This is a genomic window from Undibacterium sp. MH2W, assembly GCF_049340215.1.
GTDB lineage: Bacteria > Pseudomonadota > Gammaproteobacteria > Burkholderiales > Burkholderiaceae_D > Undibacterium.
Genome location: NZ_JBMPPA010000002.1, coordinates 549,346 through 570,745, shown reverse-complemented (window position 1 = coordinate 570,745; position 21,400 = coordinate 549,346). Strand labels below are relative to the sequence as shown.

The following is a 21,400-nucleotide window of genomic DNA, read 5'->3' as shown; positions in this document are numbered from 1 at the left end:
TCACAGCATTCTTGGTAGAAAACATCGATAAGTGCAGATAACAAAATCCGATGTCACGATGTTTCCGGACATGCCTCACGCAACTCCATCCAACGAAGCGCTAAACAAGATCATCAGACGTAACGACAAAAATCCTACTAGCTAAAGAATTGGACTTGATGACGCCAATTTAAAGCGATAAAAATGTAGCTGGATGTGAGCTAAGATGACTTAGCCAATTTGTCCATCATTGGCATGTTCCTTTTAATGACAGTCTCTCCGCGAAGACTGTCATTTTTTTTGGGGATATTCATTTACCTAGCGCAATGACGCGAATTAGGACGTCACAACAACAAATAGAAGTGCATGCCTCTCGTCGCTGTTTGTAACGTGAGAAGCACTTCCATCCTCGTTTATTTCAGCCTCTGTACGCTAGGTTACATTCACATTCGTTACGAAATTCCTGAGAAACAATCAGACGGCATGATGCGATCAACAGCAAAAGAATTGCTGCACGAAGATACGCACTTACCAAGGTTTGGGTTTGTTTGTTTGGAAGGAAATCATCATGAAATTGATTGTGAGTTTAGTTGCTTTAGCTTGCGCAGCGCAGATGGCTAGTGCACAGGAATTTGCCCATGTCGTTTCTAAAACGCAAATCATGGGAACCGTTCCAGCCCAACAGCAGGTCTGTGAAAATAGTACGGTTCAGGTACAGCCAGTCAATTCTGGAGCAGGTGGTGTCATTGGCGCGGTTGCTGGCGGGCTGCTCGGAAATACGGTTGGAAGCGGAAGCGGTAAAGCGGCTGCAACGGTCGCTGGTGCGATTGCTGGCAGCATCGTTGGAGACAATGTTGAAAGTAAAAATGCGGTGCCCGTGACGCAAAATGTGCAACGCTGCCATCTTCAACAAGTCATGCAGAACCGCATCATTGGTTATAACGTGAATTATGAATATGCAGGGCGTCAATACAACACGAGCCTGAGCAACGATCCAGGTGATTGGGTACCAGTTCATGTGACAGATCAAGGCGCATTCCCAGCGATTCCAACTCTGCAGGCAAACAATGTGAATGTTGCGCCCAACACGGTCATCGTACAGGCCAATCCAGATGTCGTTTATGTTCAACGCCCTTACTACTATGCCCCTCCGATTGGAGTCAGCGTTGGTCTCGGCTTTGGTTTTTATGGTCACCGTCGCTGGTAATGCCAATGACGAAAGTTGTTCTTAACAGCATTTAACTGAAAGTTTTCTCATGAAAATAAAATCTGTTTTTTCCCGTTTAGTGGCAACAGCAGCGATAGGTGTTGCCATCGCAAGTAACTGTTCAGGTTCTGCATTTGCCGCAGACACTAGCGCCTCTCAAACGATGCGGCAAGAGTGGATGAAGCACCACGAAGAAATGCGCGCTGAACACCTCAAAAAAATGGCCGCCCACATCGGTATCAATGCATCACAGGATGCAGACTGGCAAGCATATACGGCCGTCTTAATGACACGACCAACACCAGCAGCGCATCCTGATGCCACCGCCGATGCGGCGACCATCGCTCGTTTCCACGCCGATATGGCCGCAGAACATGCGAAAAGGCTTGCAGCACTCGCAGACGCCACCAGCAAACTCCAAGCGAGTCTCAGTGTTGAACAACGTAAAAAATTCGACGAGATTGCACATCATATGATGGCGATGCATGAGCATAGAAGATGGCATCATGGTTGGCATCACCATCATCACCGCGATTGGCATCAAGATAGTCATGCTGATCATCCAAGTACGCCAGCCAATTAATCGTCTCATTCCTCCCTCATTATCCCCGGTCTGCAACCGGGGATTTTTGTGATGGCCTTCTCTACATCCGTTGATAGAGCAACATCAACAAACAACAGTTTGGGTAACATTTCGTAAGAAATTATTGCTATTTATAGTTTCATATATTGCAATGTCAAATTATTTCTATAACAATAAGATGCCTGAAAAACAGGTCTTATTTTTTATAATTAATTGAAAAGAAAAATTTATGAAACTCATCACATTGGGGTTGGTAGGGGCTATCGGATTACAATTAGTTGGTTGTGCATCTGTTTCAAACGGCACGACGCAAGCAATCCGCGTAGAGACCGTGGCGGCAAACGGTACGCCAGTTGAAGGTGCGCAATGCAGCCTGACTAACGATTCCGGAAGTGTCAATGTCACGACACCAGGCAGTATCATCGTCCACCGTTCCAGCTCTAATTTGAATGTGATTTGCAAGAAAGACGGCAATGATCCTGCATCCGCAACCGTGGTCTCACGCGTCGCAGGTAGCATGTTCGGTAACATTCTTTTGGGTGGCGGTGTTGGCGCGATTGTTGATCACTCCAATGGATCGGCATACAACTATCCAGAATGGATCCGTTTGGTATCTGGTCAAAGTTTAACTTTTGACCGTAGTGATTTCAAAGCAGGTGAAGTGACTCCACCACACGCTTCAACCGAAGTCGCAAGTAAAAAATAATTGAGATCTGATGCAGCACCCACAAAAAAGCCGGCTTCTGCCGGCTTTTTTTCATCTGCAAAGCGCTTGTCTCAGCGCAGATTACCTGTGTGTCCTAACGAGTAGCGACCTGGCTGCGGCCACACCGTTAATCCGTGCGGCTCTTGACCGACGGCGATTTTATTCACTGCACCGCTGGCTGTATCGATGCGGTAGACCACATCGTCGTAGCGTCCAGATAACCACAAAAATTGTCCGTCTGCACTCACGTTGCCCATATCTGGGCTACCGCCACCAGGAATCGGCCATTGCGCCACGACTTTACCGCTCGCGAAGTCAATCACCGTGACACTGCCTTTGCCGTTACGTGGGCCGTGAATCAGATGTGAGCCACGGTTGGCGACATACAGTTTCGTGTTATCGCGGCTTGGATATAAGCCGTGGGCAGCGACACCGGTTGGAATGAGACCAAGCTCTTTAAACGCATCACCGTCGATGATGTGAACACCATCGGCTTCCATGTCAGCCACGTAAAAACGTTTGCCGTCGGGTGAGATGCGAATGTCTTGCGGCATGCCCTTTTTAGAAGAACAAATCTCTGTCGCACCAGGCCCCGTGAGACTAGGAACATCTTTGAAACGAGTAGCAGGCATCGCCAACTTGAGGTAACCAACAACAGAGCGGTTTTTCAGATCGATCTTAGCGATACTGCCATCAAACTCGCATGTAAAAATCGCATAACTGCCATCAATAGAAAAATCAGCATGGTTAATACCACCACATTGCGGCGTTGAAATCGCATACTGCAAAGCCATCGTGTGCGGATCGCGGAAATCAAGGCGGTGCTTGGCTTCGGCAACAACAATGGCGGAGCGGCCGTCCGGTGTAAAGTACAAGTTATACGGATCATCAACGGGGACTGCTTTTCCAGGTTTTCCAGAGCGCGGATCAATCGGGGTTAAGCTACCAGAATCGAGACGTTCTGCATTATTAGCGACCCATAAGGTACGCAAATCCCATGAGGGCACAATGTGTTGCGGTGCCTTGCCAACTTTAAAACGATCGACAACTTTAAGCGTACGCGGATCAATCACCGAGACATCATTGGAGCGTAAATTGGGAACATACACCCGTTCCAGATCGTCTTTGACTTGCGGACTCAAGTGTGTGGAGCCAGTTTCGCTATACAAATTACGCGCATCCACCACGGCTGGCATACCAGGAACGGTGGTGATTTTGGTGACTGGAGGCACAGTTGGTGTCGCGCGCGCTCCCACAAAATAAAGACCTGCAAGACCTAGTGCGATAGCTGCACCAGTACGAATACTATTTTTTAATTTAAAAGACATACCAATGACTCATTACTTCAATGTGATCTTATTTATCGGGCGGCAGACACACGTTTAATCGCGGTGACTGACGCATCTATAATCTGTTTAACTGCAAGCTGTCCGAGTTCTTCAGTGGCATGGCGAGGATCGCCATACACGCCATCTGCTTCGGTCGGCTTTGCGGCATGGGATAACGCATCGGTACGCACTAACGAGCGGTCTAGCGCCATGGTCAATGCCGTATCTGCTAATCCGGCATGCAAGCCGATTTCCGCCATACTAAACCCACGACTCCGCAAGGTGTTGACGTAAGTCACTGAAACAGCTTGGTAGTACTCATTCAATGCAACAACGCGACATGAAGGGTCATTGGACCATTCACGGTCAAGTCGGTTCGCTACTTTTTGCATATTTTTTTGGTATCCGCCATGATCTCCCAAAAAAATGACCTGCTTAAATCCATGCTGCTTAAAACTACGTGCAGTCCCCTCCAGCATCGCTTCGAACGCGCTATCCGGAATCGAAATAGTGCCAGCAAATCGCATATGTCCTGCAGGTGGATGAATGCTTCCCTCAGGAACATAAGAAATCACCGGCGCCACTACGGCGTTACCCAGATGTTGCGCAATTTGTTGGGCGAGTAAATAGGCACGGACATTATGTTTACCCAATGCAACGTAGGGACCACTCTGTTCCGTTCCACCAATGGGAACAAGGACCGTGGTACTACCATTGGCAAGTCGATGCTGCACCTCTGTCCAGGTCATGTTATCGAGTTCGACCTCGGGCGTTGCTGCAAAACAAGTCGTTGCTGGCACAACACACGTCATCAGCGCAATGAATGACAACGCAATGCCATACGTTACGCGACGAACGAACTGTTGAGTGCGATGCGGAAGAATGGAATGTGGCGTGGCACGAGCGATATTGTGCCTGCTTTTTGTTAAAGAATTCATACCCGAATTATGACGCCGAAAAGCAAAAAAAGAGCGAAGCATCATAAAAAAATACCATTCACGTCATCACCGACTAAGATGAATAAAAATAGACATGATCAAAATGAAAACATCTGTAAAATTGTATTTTTTATAAAATTAGTTGCACCAAAGTACAATACCACGCTTTCAATAAAGTAATTACGCTTCAAACTCGACCTTGATGGTCTCGATAAAGCCTGCCACTCTTTTTGCGCAATGGAACACTCTATGAATGTGAATCGCAGCCTCTCCCTGATTCTTGCCACCGTCGTATCACTCACTGCGTGTGGTGGCGGAGGCGGGGGAACGACGTCAAGTTCGACGTCTTCGTCAAACAATAACGCCGGCGCGACGCCACCAGCGACTATTACGGGGGCGAGTGTTCAAAGTAGTTCCGCCACCAGCGTGAGTCTGACCTGGCCGGCAGTGAGCGGCGCGAGTTATTACGAAGTCTTGCGTAGTCTGGCCAGCGGCAGTACCGCGAATACATTTACCTCCTTGGGTAATGTCACGACAAATGCATTCGTCGATAACGGTCTCACCGCATCAACAGCGTATGTCTATCGTCTTCTCGCATGCTCCAATGTGGGGTGTAGCGGCAATCTTGATCTCCCCGTGACCACGAGTGCGCCACCTGTTGTCATCCCAGCAGCACCTGCAGCACCGACAGCAGGCACAATCACGACCACACAAATCGTTCTTAACTGGGCTAGTGTGTCTGGTGCGTCCAGTTATCAGTTACAACGGAATGGATTTCAGATTGCTAACGCAGCGACCATTTCGGGTCTCACGTACACCGATACCGGATTATCGCCAGCAACCAGTTATGCCTATCAAGTTCAAGCATGTAACAGCGCAGGATGCTCTACTTGGAGTCCAGTGAGTCAATTACAAACGGCTGCGGCACCAGTGACACCGACGCCACCGACACCAACCCCACCAACACCAACCGGCCCCGCCGTTCCTGGGCAACCAACGGCATTAGCAAAAAATAGCAGCAGCGTGACGGTCTCTTGGGCGAGTGTAACGGGCGCGAGCCGATATGTGTTGACACGCAATGGCGTTGATATCGGCGGTACCACCTTAACCGCATTGAGCTTTATCGACACAGGCTTGTCGCCTAACACGGCTTATAGCTATCAAGTAGCTGCATGTAACGCGACAACGTGTTCCGCAGCGAGTACGGCGGCCAGCGCAACGACGAATGCCGTCGATAGCATTCTCTTAAATGTGACTGGGTTCGACACCACCTCCGGCGCAAGTATCTCTTTTAGGGTCAATGGTTGGCGTGACAGCGGCGGTGTCTATGGTATTGAGACGCTGACACACAATGGTCAGATCACAAGCTTTGTGCAAACCCAAAGCACCAGAAGTTACGGCGGTTACGTCACGCAACAACCAGCCAATGGTCAGACCTGTAACAGTGCATTGGCTGATCCCACAGGCATCGCTGGAACAACATCAGTCACGATCAACATCAATTGCCAAAGTGCGGCGAGTTTGAGTTTTGCTGCATCAACAAAAACAATGCCGGTACAAATTTCCGGCAACATGCTGCAAGTGGCGCAAGCAAAAAATAATGCTGGTACGGTATTACCGACAACAGCAATCCGTTACGCCAGTAGCAATCCAGCGGTGGCGACGGTCGATGCGGTCAGTGGTGCAGTCAATGCATTGCAAGTAGGCACAACGACGATCTCAGCCAGTTTACCGTCAGATCAATACACCGCGACCAGCGCCACCTATACGCTCACCGTGGTACCAAATACCGCAAACACGCGACTCGCGCACATTGAATTAGCGCAAAGCATGGCACAACGGCCTGCTGCGCTCTACCAAATATTAACGCCAGGTCGCGATGCACTTATTCGTGCTTACATGTATGCTGTGAAAAGCAGTGCGACCGCGCCACCTGTAGTTTCGGTTCAAGTGAGGGGAAGCACGACACCCATCACCATGACCTGTCCGGCGGCACTGCCGTTGTATGATGGCGATATCAACATTTCCTATAACTTAAGTGATCAATGCTATGCAACGATCCCAGGAAGTCAGGTGCAACCCGGTATGATTCTCGATATCGCCACCACAGACGGTCAGAGTCTGAGCGTAACGCCTGTCGTCAACACCAGCAATACGCTGCATCTGACCATTGTGCCGTTGATCATCAATGCCAACACTGCGAATGTGCCCACCAATGCGCAACTGGTGAGTGCGTTTAAACAAGTCATGCCTCTAGCCAGTGTGGTTGTGAATTTCCATGCACCATGGGCACCGAATGGGCAATTCTCTGATGGACTGACGGCGACAGGTGAGTATGGCAATGTGTTAGGTCAAGTCAATCAACTTCGGGTCACAGAAAACAGCCAGACCCACTATTACGCGATGGTTCCTGCCGTCGTCTATAACGGCACCGCCGGTCTGGGCTATGTGCCAGGGCTTGCGGCCGTCGGTAATGACATGCGCGGCGGCAACTATTCATTGCACAATGTCATCGTGCATGAGGTAGGACACAATCTCAGCCTGTCCCACGCGCCATGTGGCGGTGCCGGTAGTCCTGATCCGTATTTTTCAACCACACCGTTACCTTGGGCGAACTCGGATACCGCACAACTCACTGCGGCACCGTTGTATAACCAAGAAACCAACGTCTTGTCCTCACCGGGAGCAGCAGGGTCAAGAACGACGGATCTGATGGGGTATTGCGGAGGTACATGGTTCTCCGAATATAGCTATCAAAAAATTGCGAATTACATCCGTGGCAAAACGAACTATCAAGTCGCCGTCTTAGCAGATAAAGCGCAAACGGCGAGCGTCGGTGCAGTATCAACTTCGCCTTCTGTGTTGCTGGTATCGGGCAGTATTTCTGCGGAGGGCGCAGTGAGCCTTGATCCCGTACAGTTGCTCGGCACGGGCTATCAGGCCGATGCGGAAAGTGGTTCCTATCAATTGCGCATTGTGAGTTCGGATGGCAAAACGACCTACCGGAGTTTCATGCCAGCCGCGTTAGATCATGTTGCCGAACAGCATATTTCTGTTCTCATGCCCGCGATTCCTGGCATCGTCAGTATTGATGTCATGAAAGACGGGAAACTCTTACCCAAAGCCACGCCAACTTCGGTTAAAACAAACGCATCGACGACATCGTCCGCAATCAAGAGCAGTGGACAACCGACCAGTACCTCTGTGAAATCCTTGCCAGAGACGGCAACGATGACAGTGTCCGGAAAATCCGTGCATCTGCTCTGGAATCATGTCCGTTATCCATGGCTCACTGCCATCTATATCGGAAACGACGGCAGCCATACCGCACTCACCATGCGGGCGACTGGCGGTGATGTGACGATCAATCTTGGCCAGTTATCCGTGAATGGCAGTATTCAGATATCGCTCAGTGATGGACTCAACAGTATTTTAAAAACACAACCGCTGAGTACGAGCTCAAACGCCAATTCAAGCACGCGCTAAACGCTCCCAAGCGATGTGACGTTGCACCAGAAACATGCCGTGACGAAAACCACGGCATGTTTTTTTGTGTGCTCGATCAACACATCTCCAAATAAATGATCAAAAAAATGATCAAATAAATGATCAAAAAAACAATGCCTCACCTGCTCTTCTTAGCAGATTTTCTGATCGCGGCATTATTTTTTCAAATTCCTCAAAGATTATCGGTTAATCCCCCGCATCAAGGTATAATCCCCAACTTGTAGCCCGGTTTTCTTTTAATCGAACAGATTCTCTTGCATCTGTGACTCTATCTGGACACCCTCTGGTTGGTTCTTGTGGTGACCTTGACCTCGTTTCAATCTCACGCACTGTCTTTGCTTGCTGCTTTTCAGTACCGCAGATACAGCCTACATAACGTATCATTTTTGCGCCATTACACACGATTCGTGTAAGCCACGGGCGCCAAGAATCAACGACTCAATCCCGACCGGTGATATTGCTCACTAGTTGGCATGATCCGCCTGTGCTGTGCACGGCGATGTTTATCCCCAGTTACACTTTATATGAATGTGAAAATACAATGGCAAAAGAAGAACTCTTAGAGATGAGCGGTATGGTTGAAGAAGTGTTACCGGATTCCCGTTTCCGCGTTAACCTCGAAAATGGACATCAGTTGATTGCCTATACATCAGGCAAGATGCGTCAGCATCACATCCGTATTCTTGCGGGTGACAAAGTGACATTAGAAATGTCACCGTATGATTTGAGTAAAGGTCGGATTACTTTCCGCCATATCGAAAAACAAAATGGCGGTGGCGGTCAAGCACGTCGTCGTTATTAAGCAAATCGCTTTCATCGTTATCCCTGCCTAGTCGGTAACGACCTGTCGCTTCATCCACTCTGCCACTGCGGACCAGCTCCGGAAATCCGCAACAGAGCGGCATACCATCCGCGGATGACGCGCCTGAAGCATCTTCGATAATGCCGATCCAGGGCCCAACTCTAAAGTGACGTCGATACCGGCTTCATCCAGCGTATCCATGCATTCATGCCAACGAATGGTTTGCGTCATTTGCGCAAGTAAAGTCTGCTTGCTGTCCTGACTTCTCGTGATCTTCTGTGCATTCACGCCTGCAACCACAGGGGTAATCAGTGGGCTTGTCTGCGGCGGAAAGAGAGCCTCCAAGGTATCAGAAAACGCAGTAAGGGCACCCGCCATCAACGGGGTATGAGAAGCAATATGTACAGGTAACGCCGTCACGCTGATCGGTACTGTGGGATAGTGGCGCAGAAGCGGTTCTGCGGCAGTCACATCCGTACTGAGGCCCGCAATAATGGCGTTGCTCTCGCCTGTCACGATAGCGACATACAAGCGATGCGCCAAACAAAACGCCTGCAGACGATCAAGGGAAAGGCCGCTCACTGCGAGCATGCGATGCAGTTGATCTGGTGTGACACATGCCTGCATCGCGACTGCGCGATGTCGAGCAAGCGTCACGGCCTGCAGCACGGTCATTTCTCCGCTAATGGCATGGGCAGTGAGTTCGCCGATGCTATACCCCATTACCAGCGTAGGCTGAAGCGCCTCCATCTCAGGTTGCGCCCACAAGGCTATCCAATTTAACAGCGACGCGGCCACGATCAACGGTTGCGCGAACTGGTTATCAAATAAATGCGTGGACGATGCCAGCAACGGCGCTAGAGGCTGACCGAGGACATCAGCAGACGCGATCTGCGCCAATAAAGCGGCAGCCTGAGGTGATGTCGTAGCAAGGGAAAACATGTCGGCATGTTGCCCACCCTGCCCGGGGCACAGTAAAGCAAATTTACGCATGGCAAACGCTAAAGGATGTCGATTGCGCTAAGTGCATCATCCAAGTCGCTGCAAATAAATCAGCAGCACCGCCGGGAGACAGTCGTTGTTGTACGAACGCATGATGACATGCCTCAGCTTGTGCAAACCAATCGTGCTGTAGTGTCCCGCCTGCAGAAAGAAAATCTTGGGCAGTTTGTCGTGTGAACGTCGCTGCCGCTGCGCCGCCACGGTAATAGACGTTGGTGTCGTGCATGTGCGCCATGAGTAAAAACAGGGTGTCAATTTGCGCTGCCGTTGTGCTTGCACCAGCCGCAATCCGCTGTGACAAGTGCGGCAACGCAAGCGCAAACACAGAAGGGTATGCTCGTGCCGCCTCTTCTCTTGCACCACTGATGGCAAATTGTTGTGCGACCTGCAAGCCGTGGCTGAGGGCATGGTCAGGCGCAGTCGTCGCATCTTGCAGAGCAACCGCGCTATGGGCAACTAACTCCTCCCCCCACATGTCCAATAAAGCGGCGCGTACCTGATCAGCACTTAAACGTTGTACTAATATCCGTTGTACTGATATCGTTGGCGTCTGGCTCATTTGACCAAGACAGGCGCCAAGCGCCGCACATAACAAGCCCAAACAAAAAATCGCGCCACGGTGCGTGTTGATTCCCTTCGTTGCCCGTAACATGCGCTGCTCTGCGCGTATGCCGCCTTGCTTTAAGGTCTGAAAATTCGCACCAGCCATACCCGCCAAGGCCATCTCGCGAAAATAATGACGCAAAGAAAACAGACTTCGTAAAAACGTTTCGGCCGTCATATCCGTATGACTGCCGTTGTCACGCAGCGATACCAACCCTGGTTTGGGATAGAGGGCTAACTCAGCGTATAAACTGCGCACAGCTAAACGTGCCACTTGTGCCGCGATACGTTGATGCTGAACGAAAGATGTTCCATTCTGATGGCGAGTCGGCATCGTTGACGGTCTCGGGTGCAGTACCGCATGCGCCATTGGAGCAGAATAAGGATAAGAAGCAGACATAAGATCAGACCGGAGGTAAGCTTTGCAGCAATTCAAGTTTCGATACCAGTCTGACCTGTTGGTTATCCTTCACCAACAAGCGTTGCGTGTGACTGGGCGCAGGTACCAAGTCCGATAAGGACCATTCTTTCCACGCAACCGCCTGACCCGACGGGAAAATAATTTCGCCATCCAGCGGAAGCTGCGTTTGAAATTGTCGCAATAAGGCAAGTCCTTGCACGAGATGCTCCTGACTTGACGGACGGAACAAAATATCGATATCAGATTGCTCGTTGACGTATTGCTGTCCAGTGAGGAACTCAAAGACCAATGAGCCATACACGCGCCATCGGATACCTGCCGCACTTCCTTGGTTATTAAACGACTTCAACTCTTGCTGCCAACGCGCAGCGACAAATGGCATAACGGTCGATAAAGCCAGCGACGGCTGGTGTTCAAGAATATGCTGTACGTGAATACGGGCAGAGATCCGAGGCTTACGTGGATTCGGTCCCGTCTCTGGCGCGAGCGCAAAGCCCACACATACTTCATCTTCTTTGGCATCCGCATCACGCCGACGAACAACCGCCGGCCACTCCTCTTGCTGCCAGCGGTGCAAGGCCTGTAAGGTCACCCCTGTGAACTCATTCGGTACCAGCGCCATTTGTTGCGAGAAAACACTCGCCCACGCCTCTGGCGATAACCACACCAGATCATGTCGTTGAAAGTGCGCTACCTGATCCAATTCCACACCGCCTTCATCTTCCAGTCCTGATCACGAAACAGGTTCAGATAATACGGCATTCACCACTTTTTGTGCCATGGAACGGCCACCACGTGTTGCGCCTGTGGCAATTCGCTGATCGACGGGGTTGGCATGAGCAAGCGCAGATTGCAGTTGGGTCGCTAAATGCCCTTCCCACACTGCCTCAACACCACCCATCCGTTCGTAATTTAAAGGGCCGGGTGCAAACACCGGATTATCCTTCGCCAGTTCAGTGATCCGTTCTTCGGGCACTTTGGTAATTCTCGCCATCGCGGGCAATCCCATCACACGAATCGTGGCGGCGGGTAAGGCGTAACACGCATCGGCCATCATGCCGCTGGTAATAAAGCCACCTGATAAGGCTTGATCATAAACGAGCGCAATGATCCGATGACCCAATTGCCGCGCCAGCTCCAGACATTTGCCTAAATGCGCCATATAACTATTAATGCCCAACATTTCGTCACGATGGCGCAAGCGTTGACCTTGGGTATCCACCATCAGCAACAGAGGCCGTTGTGGAAATGCACGGATCGTTTCCAACACCGCTTGCGCTTGCCGAAGCGCGATTTCGACACCAATCGGCGTATGGGCTGTCGTCCCGACCACGTTGATCGTCACCCCACCAACTTCCGCGGTACCGGACAAAAAGTCTGCGGATTCAGTTATCGTATGACCTTGTGGGAAGAGCTGTAACGCTATCTCACGCCAATAAGCAGGCTGATCCTGATGTACCTCGTCTTTCGCAACAGGCGTACTAAGGTGTACCGGTGCGCCGCTTGGTTGAGGATGCTGTGGTGGTACTTGCGCAGCCACCAATTCCCGAAATGCAGCAGCATCAAGCATGGCGATCTGTTCTGGCGCAGCGATCCCTAATTTCTTCCAGATATCCATCGGCTCACGGCAATCACCAAACGCCGCGATCCGTTGCGCCATCATTTCCTGCTCTTGTTCAAGTCCGGCTAAGCTGAGTGACACCGAGGCAGCATCCTTGCCGACGAGTTTATCGATGGCGGACTTCGCTGCTTCTTTAAATTCAGTCACATCATCCGCCACTAACATCTGGCAGTCTCCCATCAGATACCGATGTTTACCACCCGTGGTTCGCCATACAAGGGCACGGTCTTTTGAGTCGAATTCTTCGACACCATTCGCCGTCTCAATGACTTCTGGGCCGGACATTGCTAACCGTGCTTCTTCCGACATGATGACGACATTCGTACAACGAGCAACAATCCCCATGCCACCAAAACAGCCGTTGCTGCCACCATTAATGACAACGACAGGAATCCCCGCCGCACGTACCGCAAAGACGGCGCGCATGACTTCGGACACGGCAATCAGCCCCGCGTTCGCTTCATGCAAACGGACACCGCCCGACTCTGCCAGTAATACCACAGCGGCTGGTTTTTCAAGGACCGCACGGCGCATCAACCCAACTAACTTGGCACCGTGCACCTCACCTACTGCGCCTCCCATAAATCCCCCCTCTTGGGCGGCGGCAAAAACACGATGGCCGCCCAAGTGGCCCACACCAATAATGACGCCGTCATCAAACGAGACGGGTGCATTGAGTTGGGGCAGATGGGGACTCGTCCATTGCTTTGACGGTGGTAAAAATTCTGTAAAACCATCTATCAGCGCGTGAATACGTTGCCGCGCGGTGGCTTCGATATAACTCTTCATGTTGTCGCTTCCAGACTTGCTTCGATGGCTTGATCGAGGCGTAAACTCACGACGGCCGGCGTCGCTCCCATATCATTGATGGCGATGCGTACATTGGCTAATTGCCAACGCGCGTGGAAATCTTTCATCACCGCTTCCCAAATAGCAGCAAAGCCAATCGCTGCAGTATGGATCTCAATTTCGCAGGCAGACTGTAAATCAGCACGGTTGACCAGCACTTCGAGATTCCCCGAGCTAACAACGCCCACCAGTTGCGGATGGCTGGGTAAGTGACGGGTGCCGTTTTCAAAACGAAATACTAAAGTTTCCATACGCGTCCTTACCAGTTTCTGAAACGTTTTGGTGGTTGATACAAGCCCTCTGAAGCACGTACCAAATCTTTCATATTCTTTGCTGCCAATAAATCACGCGTGGCATCACGCTTATCAATACCTAAATCTTCAGGGCGCTTAATGATGCCTCGATCACGCAGGTTGTCGACCATCCGTTGATCTCTACCAAGCCCAACTGGTGTATAGCCGGCCACACCCCGAATCGCCTGCTCTCGTTCTTCATCCGTACGACACAGCAACAAATTAGCGATTCCCTCTTCGGTCAAAATATGGCTTACATCTTCGCCATAAATCATCACCGGTGGTAGCTCCATCTTCGCTTGCTCTGCCAACTGCCACGCATCCAGTTTCTCCACAAACGCGGGTTGCATGTGCTCACGGAACGTTTCGACCATCTGCACCACCAACTTCTGCCCCCGTGGCATGGCAAACCGTCCGTCACGGGATTCACGTCCTGCTTTTAACCATGCTGGGCTAGCGTGCCGCCTTCCTCGCGCATCAGCACCCATGTTCGGTGCGCCACCAAAGCCCGCGATGCGACCCAGCGTTGCTGTGGATGAATTCCCTTGCAAGTCAATTTGCAATGTCGAGCCAATGAACATGTCGCAGGCATAATGGCCTGCCGCCTGACTCATCGCACGGTTACTCCGCATCGAACCGTCGGGTCCCACAAAAAAGACGTCGGAACGGGCACGGATATACTCCTCCATCCCTAATTCCGAACCAAACGAATGCACCGACGTGACAAACCCCGCTTCAATCGCTGGAATCAGGGCGGGATGCGGATTCAGTGCCCAGTGACTCGCAATTTTTCCTTTGAGTCCCAATGATGCAGCGTACGTCGGCAATAGCAACTCGATCGCTGCGGTATCAAAGCCAATACCATGATTAAGTCGTTTCACTTCGTACTCGGCATAGATGCCTTTGATGGCCATCATCGCCATCAAAATCTGAATTTCTGAAATCAACGCTGGATCACGGGTGAACAAGGGTTCGATGTAATGCGGTGTCGGTGCCTTGACCACATAATCTACCCAATCAGCAGGAATATCGACACGAGGCAACACGTCCACAATCTCATTGACTTGCACAATCACGATGCCGGATTTAAATGCCGTGGCTTCGACGATCGGTGGCGTATCTTCTGTATTCGGGCCCGTGTACAAGTTGCCATGGCGATCCGCTGCCTGTGCCGCGACAAGGGCGACTCGTGGTGTGAGATCGACAAAATAGCGAGCGAATAATTCGAGATAGGTGTGGATCGCACCGATATCGAGTTTGCCTGCCGAGACCAGTTTCGCCAAACGCCCAGACTGTGGGCCAGAAAACGAAAAATCGAGCCGAGAAGCAATGCCTTGCTCGAAGATATCCAGATGTTCAGGCAAAGCGAGCACCGACTGCAGCATGTGAAGATGATGAACTCGCTGCGGGTCCAATTGCGTCAAGGCTTTTGATAAAAAGTCTGCTTGCTTTTGGTTATTACCTTCAATACACACCCGATCACCGACTTCCAATGCCGCATGCAACAAATCGCCGATGCGGGTGTGGGGCAAAATCTTGCCTTGTAAATCGTTGCCCAACACCTGCCCCACACGCTCTAGGCGTTGCAGTCGGTTGTGTTGCAACGTATTCCAGCGACCAGTGGCGGCCATCATTTCACTCCCATCAAACTATCTGGAAACGCAGTCGCGATTTGCGGGAAAACACACAGCAACACTACCGCAAATAGCATCAGTCCCAGAAAAGGTAAAACACCCCAGACAATCTCTTTCAACGAAATATCTGGTGCAATATTTTTAATCACAAAAATATTGAGTCCCACAGGTGGATGGATCAAGCCCATCTCCATGACGATCGTCATCACAACACCGAACCAGATCAAGTCAAACCCTGCTTCTTTCAGTGGAGGAAGAATAATCGGACACATCATCAAAATGATCGATACCGGCGGCAAGAAAAATCCAAACACAATCACCATCGCCAAAATCACCATCAGCAACAGCCATTTACTCAAGTGCAATCCAACGACCCACTGGGCAGCAGATTGGCTGATATTGAGGTAACTCATCACATACGAATACAACAACGACATGCCAATAATAAACAAGAGCATCGTCGATTCTTTGATCGTCGCTGAGATAAAAGGTGCCATCTGACGGGGCCGCCAGACCCGATAAACAATCGCAATGAGTCCCATCGCCAATAATGCTCCTAGCCCTGCCGTCTCAGAAGGGGTGGCATAGCCGCCGTACAATGCGACCATCACACCAATGAGCAAAATCACAAAGGGCAAGACACGCGGCAACATTTCTAATTTTTGTTTCAGGCTGAAGTGTTCCTTTTCAAGATACGCTGATTGGACACCTTCTTTTTGATACGCCTCATAAGCAATCGCATATTCTTTACGCGCACGAAACACCGCATAGCCTGCAAATAAGAGCACCAGTAAAACGCCAGGTCCGACACCCGCTAAAAACAAACGACCCAAGGATTGTTCTGCTGCAACGGCATACAAAATCATCGTAATCGATGGTGGAAGCAAAATACCTAACGTGCCACCGGCTGCAATAATGCCCGCTGCGAATCCTGGTGAATAACCACGACGACGCATCTCTGGAATGCCAGCAGAACCAATCGCCGAGCACGTTGCAGGTGACGATCCCGCCATGGCCGCGAACATCGCACAGGCAAAGACATTAGCAATTCCTAAGCCGCCCGGTACTTTGTGCATCCATGCATGAATCGCCGAATATAAATCCTTGCCTGCGGATGATTTACCAATCGCCGCGCCTTTTAAAATAAACAAAGGAATCGACAAGAGCGTAATCGATGCCATTTCTTCGTAGACGTTTTGCGTGATCGTATCTAACGATGATGGCGGCATAAAAAAATACATAAACGTGCTAGCGACGATCCCTAGTGCAAATGCAATCGGCATCCCAGAAAACATCACGACTAGTGTCACAACGCCGTATAACATCCCTAAAGTGAGAGGGCTCATGCGTTCTCCTTTGTTGTATTCTGGGGCAGTAGCGCACTCAGTACTTGCAAGACAATCTGTAACGACAACAAACTCATCCCCAATGCCATCATCGAATACGGGATCCATAGCGGCGGTGCGAAGGTGGAGGATGTCGTCTGTCCTTCCGTCCACGCTTCATGAAACAGCGTCCACGATTTCCACGAGAAGAAGAGGCAAAATGCAGCGCTCGCGATATCAACCAAAATCAATCGAAACGCGTTGATCTTGGCGGGTAGTAGCGATGACAAGACTTCAATCCCAATATGGCCACGATAAGACTGCACGTACGCTGCCGAGAAAAAGCTAATCCCGATCAACATAAATACGCAGGCCTCATCCTGCCAATCGGTGGGAACCTGAAACAAATAACGACTCACCACCGAGTAAGTCAGCACCAGCGTCGTGATAAAAATACCGACCATCGATACGTTCACGATCTGTCGATTCAAGAAATTCATCGCCATCACGAGTGCACGCAACCACGGTTGCTTGGGTAAGGCAGGTAGTTGCGCTGTGACTGGTTCAAAGCCATGGCTCATAACAATTTCTCCGCCAGCTTAATCAGTTTTGCGCAGCTTTCATTACGATCGGCAAAGTCTTTCCACGCTGTGGTACGTGCAATCGCCTGCCATTTTTTGACGGTAGCGGCAGTGAGATCAACGACCTTGGCGCCTTTCTTTTCATAGACGGTCGCGACGGTAATGTCATCTTGTTTGGCCGCTTTTGTTGCGATCGCTTCCATCTCCGCACCCACGGTCATGATCAGCGTTTGCTGTTCTTTGGTCAGCTTATCGAAACTCGCTTTCGACATCATCAATGGTTCAAGCATGTACCAGTAACTTTGACCGCGGCCGCTGGTTAAGAACTTAGAAACTTCTTCTAATCGGAAAGAAATCAACGAGGTTGATGAAGTCATGGCCGCTTCCATCGCACCAGTTTGCATCGCCGCGTAAATTTCATTTGAAGGCAATGAGACAACCGCTGCACCCGCGGCTTTTAGAACGAGATCCACTTCACGAGAGCCGCCACGGATTTTCATGCCTTTGACATCCTCTGGATCTAACACCGCTTTGGTCCGCGAAGCGACGCCACCCGCTTGCCAAATCCAGCTGACGATGATCACGCCTTTTTCTTGGAGAATCCGCGCTAACTCTTTACCGACTTCTGCATTTTTCCATGCAGCCCCCACCTCATACGAGGGCACGAGCCCTGGCATCAGGCCAATGTTCACTTCTGGCACTTCACCACCCGCATAAGAAAGTGGTACGAGCGACAAATCCAACGCGCCTTTGCGCATGGCAGAAAACTGCGCATTCGTTTTCATCAACGAAGAGCCAGGATAAATCTCAAATTTAAGACTACCGTTGCTGCGCTTATCGACTTCTGCTGCAAACTGGCGGCAGATCCGATCACGAAAATCGCCGTTATCGATCGTCCCGCCTGGGAATTGATGCGAAATTTTGAACACTTGATTTTGTGCCCACACGGCGCTTGGCAGCAATGCCGCCAGCGGAGCAAGCCCTAGAGCGTGCAGCGCAGTTCTTCTGTGTTTGTTGGTGTGGGGTTGCGTTGCGTCAGTGGATACGCTGTCTTTGGTGAATGGGTTAGCCATGTTGTCTCCTAAGTTTAATGTCGTAAAACTTATCTCGGGAGCTATTCAATGATGCTCCTCTCTTGTTCAGATATCACGTCTTCTGCATGCGGACGTTCAGGGTGGTATGACAGTCATTGAGATGACCAAATAACAACACCGAACAACGATAATGAATACGTGATCCTGAATTCTTGTATACAAGATCGTTTATTTTGCATTCAAAGTCAACAGTAATATATACTAGCAACGCTTATATTCAAGTTGCACAGGGATCACAGAATGAAAAATCGCTCCACCAGCCTGCGGGAAGAAATCGAAGAAATGATCGCTATGGGTCAGCTTCAGCCCGGTCATCATTTGGATGAGACAGAGCTGGCGACGCAATTTGGCGTCTCACGTACACCCATCCGTGAAGCACTGATCCAACTGGCCTCAATGGGCATCATCGATATGCGTCCTCGACGCGGCGCGCAAGTGGCCACCATCAGCCCGCAGCAACTCGTGGAAATGTTTGAAGTGATGGCAGAATTTGAAGCCATGTGCGGAAGAATGGCCGCGCGACGAATGAGTAAAGCCGAAATGCAGGCATTGCAGGCAGCCCATCTCGCATGTAAAGCCGCCAGTCAAACTGACGATACGGATGACTACTTTTATCAAAATGAACAGTTTCACCAACTGATCTATCAGGGTAGTCACAATGAATTTTTGTCGGCACAGGCGATGAATCTGCATCGTCGATTGCGCCCTTACCGACGTCTGCAATTACGGGTACGTGATCGAGTGAAAATGTCGTTTCACGAGCATGATCAAGTCGTTGAAGCGATTATGGCGGGTGATGGAGAACTGGCGGCACAGCTGCTTCGTGGGCACATCATCATTCAGGGCGAGCGCTTTGCCGACCTCATTGCCTCACTGAAAAAACTCCAAAGTGACACCTAGACGCTACCCCTTGGGAATACCATCAGAAAATCACGCGGACCAGCATACTTCCTGCCACGCCAAGTAAGAGCAATATAAACACCGATTGCACCACCTTGGTCGGCAGCCGTGCGGCTATTTTCCGCGCGACGATGGTGCCGATGACCGTTGTCACTGAAAACAGCACCGATGACCACAGCGGAAGATCAGCACCATTAGCGACGGCCATCCCGACGCCCATCGTACCGACTAATGAAATCACAAATAAAGACGTCGCCACCGCACCATGAACGCTGATATTGGTGAAATGACGCAACATCGGAACAATAATAAATCCCCCGCCGACGCCCAACAACCCAGAGCTTAAGCCAGCCAAACCACCAATACTCGCAATCACGCTCGCTGATTTGATATTCCAATCAAACCGCCCCGTATTGCGATTGACTTGCGCAAGACATTTCTTATGATCGTCATCCGACGAGTGTGTTCTCACTTGCCAATACAAGCGCAGAGCAACAAATAACAGTACACACGCAAAGCCACCCATAAGCCAAGTTTGCGACAAATGCTTGGCGATGCGAATCCCGAGCCATGTCGGAAAACTCCCGGCAAGCGCCATCAAAAAAGCCGCACGGTAACGAACAAGGTTCTTCGTGAACCCCTCCACCGCACCGATCATCGCCCCAATCGTGACGGCCAGCAACGCTACAGGCATCGCCTGCTGCATCGTCCACCCTTGGCTATACACCAAAGCTGGCACAGCGAGAATGCCACCACCAGCACCGGTTAAGCCCATCACGAGCCCCACCACCGTGCCAGCGAGCATCAACAGCATCAACGCAAACGATACCACCTGCAGATCTCCTTATACATAAAACACATAAGCTTATTCATTTAATGCATAATAATACGTTGAAATCGCCAGGTTGAGGTCGTCTTGCCTGTATTTTTCTTCAGAATCGTTCCAAAGACGGCAACAATTGGCTGGTCAACTTCCGCCCACAGGCGTATGTTTTACCTACCCTGAGGCTCTTTTTCATTGACTGATATGAATCCACAGATAGCGAGTTTTTTTGACCCAGTAACCTGCACCGCAACCCATGTTGTGTATGACGAGATCGGCGGCCACGCTGCGGTCATCGATCCGGTGCTTGATTACGATCCCAAATCCGGACGAACGAAGACCCAGCACGCAGACGAAGTCCTCGCGTTCTTACAGACGCATCAACTGCGTTTAAGCTGGATTTTGGAAACGCATGCCCATGCCGATCACCTCACCGCCGCCTATTATCTGCGGGCACAGGTCGGAGGGAAAATCGCGATCGGTAAGCACATCAGCCAAGTTCAATCGGTCTTTAAAACGCTTTTTCATCTCGAGCCACAGTTCGCGACCGATGGTTCGCAATTTGACCATTTATTTGATGACAACGAAGTGTTTATGATTGGTCAGCTACAGGCGAAAGCCCTCTACCTTCCAGGACACACGCCAGCGGACATGGCGTATTTAATTGTTGATGACAGCGCCGATGCGGTCTTTATCGGCGACACCATGTTCATGCCCGATGTCGGTACGGCACGTTGCGATTTTCCTGGTGGCGATGCGCATCAATTATTTGCTTCTATTCAGAAGTTATTGGCACTCCCCCCTAAAACTCGTCTGTTCCTGTGCCACGATTATCCACCCACCGACCGCGCCCCTGTTTTGCAAACAACGGTGGCAGAGCAAAAAGCGCACAACATCCATGTCCGCGATGGCATCAACGAAGACGCCTTTGTCGCCATGCGCAAAAAACGTGACAGTGGTCTGGAGATGCCGGTGCTGTTATTGCCAGCAATTCAAATCAATATCCGTGCTGGGCAGTTTCCGAAGGCAGAAGAAAATGGCGTGGCGTATTTGAAGATACCGCTGAATCACCTGTAATAGCCAACAACTGGGCTCCCGCCTTCGCGGGAGCGACGGATAACAAAATGACTACGCAGTGATAGCGTGAGGGGTGATGAAGTAGGAATTGGGTGACGAAGTAAGTACGTCATGATATTGCGAACAC

Annotated in this window: 19 protein-coding genes and 1 pseudogene; 7 read left to right on the top strand and 13 right to left on the bottom strand. The window is 50.5% G+C overall.

The annotated features are described in order from the left end of the window. The first annotated feature begins 547 nt into the window (after positions 1–547). The 3 genes from ACO0K2_RS06785 to ACO0K2_RS06775 all read left to right on the top strand — a co-directional run bounded on the left by ACO0K2_RS06785 (position 548) and on the right by ACO0K2_RS06775 (position 2,475). Positions 548–1,186, top strand: coding sequence for a glycine zipper 2TM domain-containing protein (locus tag ACO0K2_RS06785; protein ID WP_423017066.1), 639 nt, complete (start codon positions 548–550; stop codon positions 1,184–1,186). Positions 1,187–1,235: 49 nt separating this feature from the next. Beyond that, entirely contained in the window at positions 1,236–1,769 is a 534-nt protein-coding gene (locus ACO0K2_RS06780; RefSeq protein WP_423017064.1) for a Spy/CpxP family protein refolding chaperone, read from the top strand. 229 nt (positions 1,770–1,998) lie between these two features. Beyond that, positions 1,999–2,475 (top strand): hypothetical protein, encoded by a 477-nt coding sequence (locus ACO0K2_RS06775; protein WP_423017062.1) that lies wholly within the window; start codon positions 1,999–2,001, stop codon positions 2,473–2,475. A gap of 71 nt (positions 2,476–2,546) precedes the next feature. On the opposite strand, the gene ACO0K2_RS06770 is transcribed toward ACO0K2_RS06775, so the two are convergent. Together ACO0K2_RS06770 and ACO0K2_RS06765 are read right to left on the bottom strand one after the other, a co-directional pair. Beyond that, positions 2,547–3,803, bottom strand: a complete 1,257-nt coding sequence (locus tag ACO0K2_RS06770; RefSeq protein WP_423017060.1) for a hypothetical protein — start codon at positions 3,801–3,803, stop codon at positions 2,547–2,549. A gap of 32 nt (positions 3,804–3,835) precedes the next feature. Beyond that, positions 3,836–4,741: a creatininase family protein gene (locus ACO0K2_RS06765; protein WP_423017058.1), complete on the bottom strand. Its 906-nt coding sequence runs from the start codon at positions 4,739–4,741 to the stop codon at positions 3,836–3,838. A 249-nt stretch (positions 4,742–4,990) separates the two neighbouring features. On the opposite strand from ACO0K2_RS06765, the gene ACO0K2_RS06760 reads away from it, so the two are divergent. Next, a complete protein-coding gene (locus ACO0K2_RS06760) occupies positions 4,991–8,227 on the top strand; it encodes a fibronectin type III domain-containing protein (RefSeq protein ID WP_423017056.1) in 3,237 nt (1,078 codons plus the stop codon). A gap of 562 nt (positions 8,228–8,789) precedes the next feature. Continuing rightward, positions 8,790–9,050, top strand: a complete 261-nt coding sequence (infA, locus tag ACO0K2_RS06755) for a translation initiation factor IF-1 (RefSeq protein WP_423017054.1) — start codon at positions 8,790–8,792, stop codon at positions 9,048–9,050. A gap of 27 nt (positions 9,051–9,077) precedes the next feature. On the opposite strand, the gene ACO0K2_RS06750 is transcribed toward infA, so the two are convergent. From ACO0K2_RS06750 to dctP, 10 genes and pseudogenes are all read right to left on the bottom strand, one after another. Continuing rightward, positions 9,078–10,043, bottom strand: a complete 966-nt coding sequence (locus tag ACO0K2_RS06750) for an ACP S-malonyltransferase (RefSeq protein WP_423017052.1) — start codon at positions 10,041–10,043, stop codon at positions 9,078–9,080. Continuing rightward, positions 10,036–11,055 (bottom strand): triphosphoribosyl-dephospho-CoA synthase MdcB, encoded by a 1,020-nt coding sequence (gene mdcB, locus ACO0K2_RS06745; RefSeq protein WP_423017050.1) that lies wholly within the window; start codon positions 11,053–11,055, stop codon positions 10,036–10,038. Before mdcB ends, ACO0K2_RS06750 begins: the two co-directional genes overlap by 8 nt. 4 nt (positions 11,056–11,059) lie before the next feature. Next, a complete protein-coding gene (mdcG, locus tag ACO0K2_RS06740; protein WP_423017048.1) occupies positions 11,060–11,785 on the bottom strand; it encodes a malonate decarboxylase holo-[acyl-carrier-protein] synthase in 726 nt (241 codons plus the stop codon). Between the two features lie 24 nt (positions 11,786–11,809). Then, positions 11,810–12,502 (bottom strand): biotin-independent malonate decarboxylase subunit gamma, encoded by a 693-nt coding sequence (locus tag ACO0K2_RS06735; RefSeq protein ID WP_423017476.1) that lies wholly within the window; start codon positions 12,500–12,502, stop codon positions 11,810–11,812. A 114-nt stretch (positions 12,503–12,616) separates the two neighbouring features. Then, positions 12,617–13,486 (bottom strand): annotated as a pseudogene (locus ACO0K2_RS06730) (biotin-independent malonate decarboxylase subunit beta); the annotation flags it as partial. Beyond that, positions 13,483–13,797, bottom strand: coding sequence for a malonate decarboxylase acyl carrier protein (mdcC, locus tag ACO0K2_RS06725; RefSeq protein WP_423017046.1), 315 nt, complete (start codon positions 13,795–13,797; stop codon positions 13,483–13,485). The gene mdcC and the pseudogene ACO0K2_RS06730, both read right to left, overlap by 4 nt. A gap of 8 nt (positions 13,798–13,805) precedes the next feature. Continuing rightward, positions 13,806–15,470 carry a malonate decarboxylase subunit alpha gene (mdcA, locus tag ACO0K2_RS06720; RefSeq protein WP_423017474.1) on the bottom strand — a complete coding sequence of 555 codons (1,665 nt, stop codon included), beginning with the start codon at positions 15,468–15,470 and terminating at the stop codon, positions 13,806–13,808. Continuing rightward, entirely contained in the window at positions 15,470–16,819 is a 1,350-nt protein-coding gene (locus tag ACO0K2_RS06715) for a TRAP transporter large permease (RefSeq protein ID WP_423017044.1), read from the bottom strand. Before ACO0K2_RS06715 ends, mdcA begins: the two co-directional genes overlap by 1 nt. After that, positions 16,816–17,379 (bottom strand): TRAP transporter small permease, encoded by a 564-nt coding sequence (locus ACO0K2_RS06710; RefSeq protein ID WP_423017042.1) that lies wholly within the window; start codon positions 17,377–17,379, stop codon positions 16,816–16,818. Before ACO0K2_RS06710 ends, ACO0K2_RS06715 begins: the two co-directional genes overlap by 4 nt. After that, positions 17,376–18,452 (bottom strand): TRAP transporter substrate-binding protein DctP, encoded by a 1,077-nt coding sequence (gene dctP / locus ACO0K2_RS06705; protein WP_423017040.1) that lies wholly within the window; start codon positions 18,450–18,452, stop codon positions 17,376–17,378. The genes ACO0K2_RS06710 and dctP overlap by 4 nt, the downstream gene beginning before the upstream one ends. 261 nt (positions 18,453–18,713) lie before the next feature. Here dctP and ACO0K2_RS06700 point away from each other — a divergent pair, with 261 nt between their 5' ends. Next, positions 18,714–19,373 carry a GntR family transcriptional regulator gene (locus ACO0K2_RS06700; protein ID WP_423017038.1) on the top strand — a complete coding sequence of 220 codons (660 nt, stop codon included), beginning with the start codon at positions 18,714–18,716 and terminating at the stop codon, positions 19,371–19,373. Between the two features lie 22 nt (positions 19,374–19,395). On the opposite strand, the gene ACO0K2_RS06695 is transcribed toward ACO0K2_RS06700, so the two are convergent. Beyond that, complete coding sequence (locus ACO0K2_RS06695) at positions 19,396–20,190, bottom strand: sulfite exporter TauE/SafE family protein (RefSeq protein WP_423017472.1); 795 nt, start codon at positions 20,188–20,190, stop codon at positions 19,396–19,398. Between the two features lie 210 nt (positions 20,191–20,400). Here ACO0K2_RS06695 and ACO0K2_RS06690 point away from each other — a divergent pair, with 210 nt between their 5' ends. Further along, positions 20,401–21,273: an MBL fold metallo-hydrolase gene (locus ACO0K2_RS06690; protein WP_423017036.1), complete on the top strand. Its 873-nt coding sequence runs from the start codon at positions 20,401–20,403 to the stop codon at positions 21,271–21,273. Positions 21,274–21,400 lie beyond the last annotated feature (127 nt).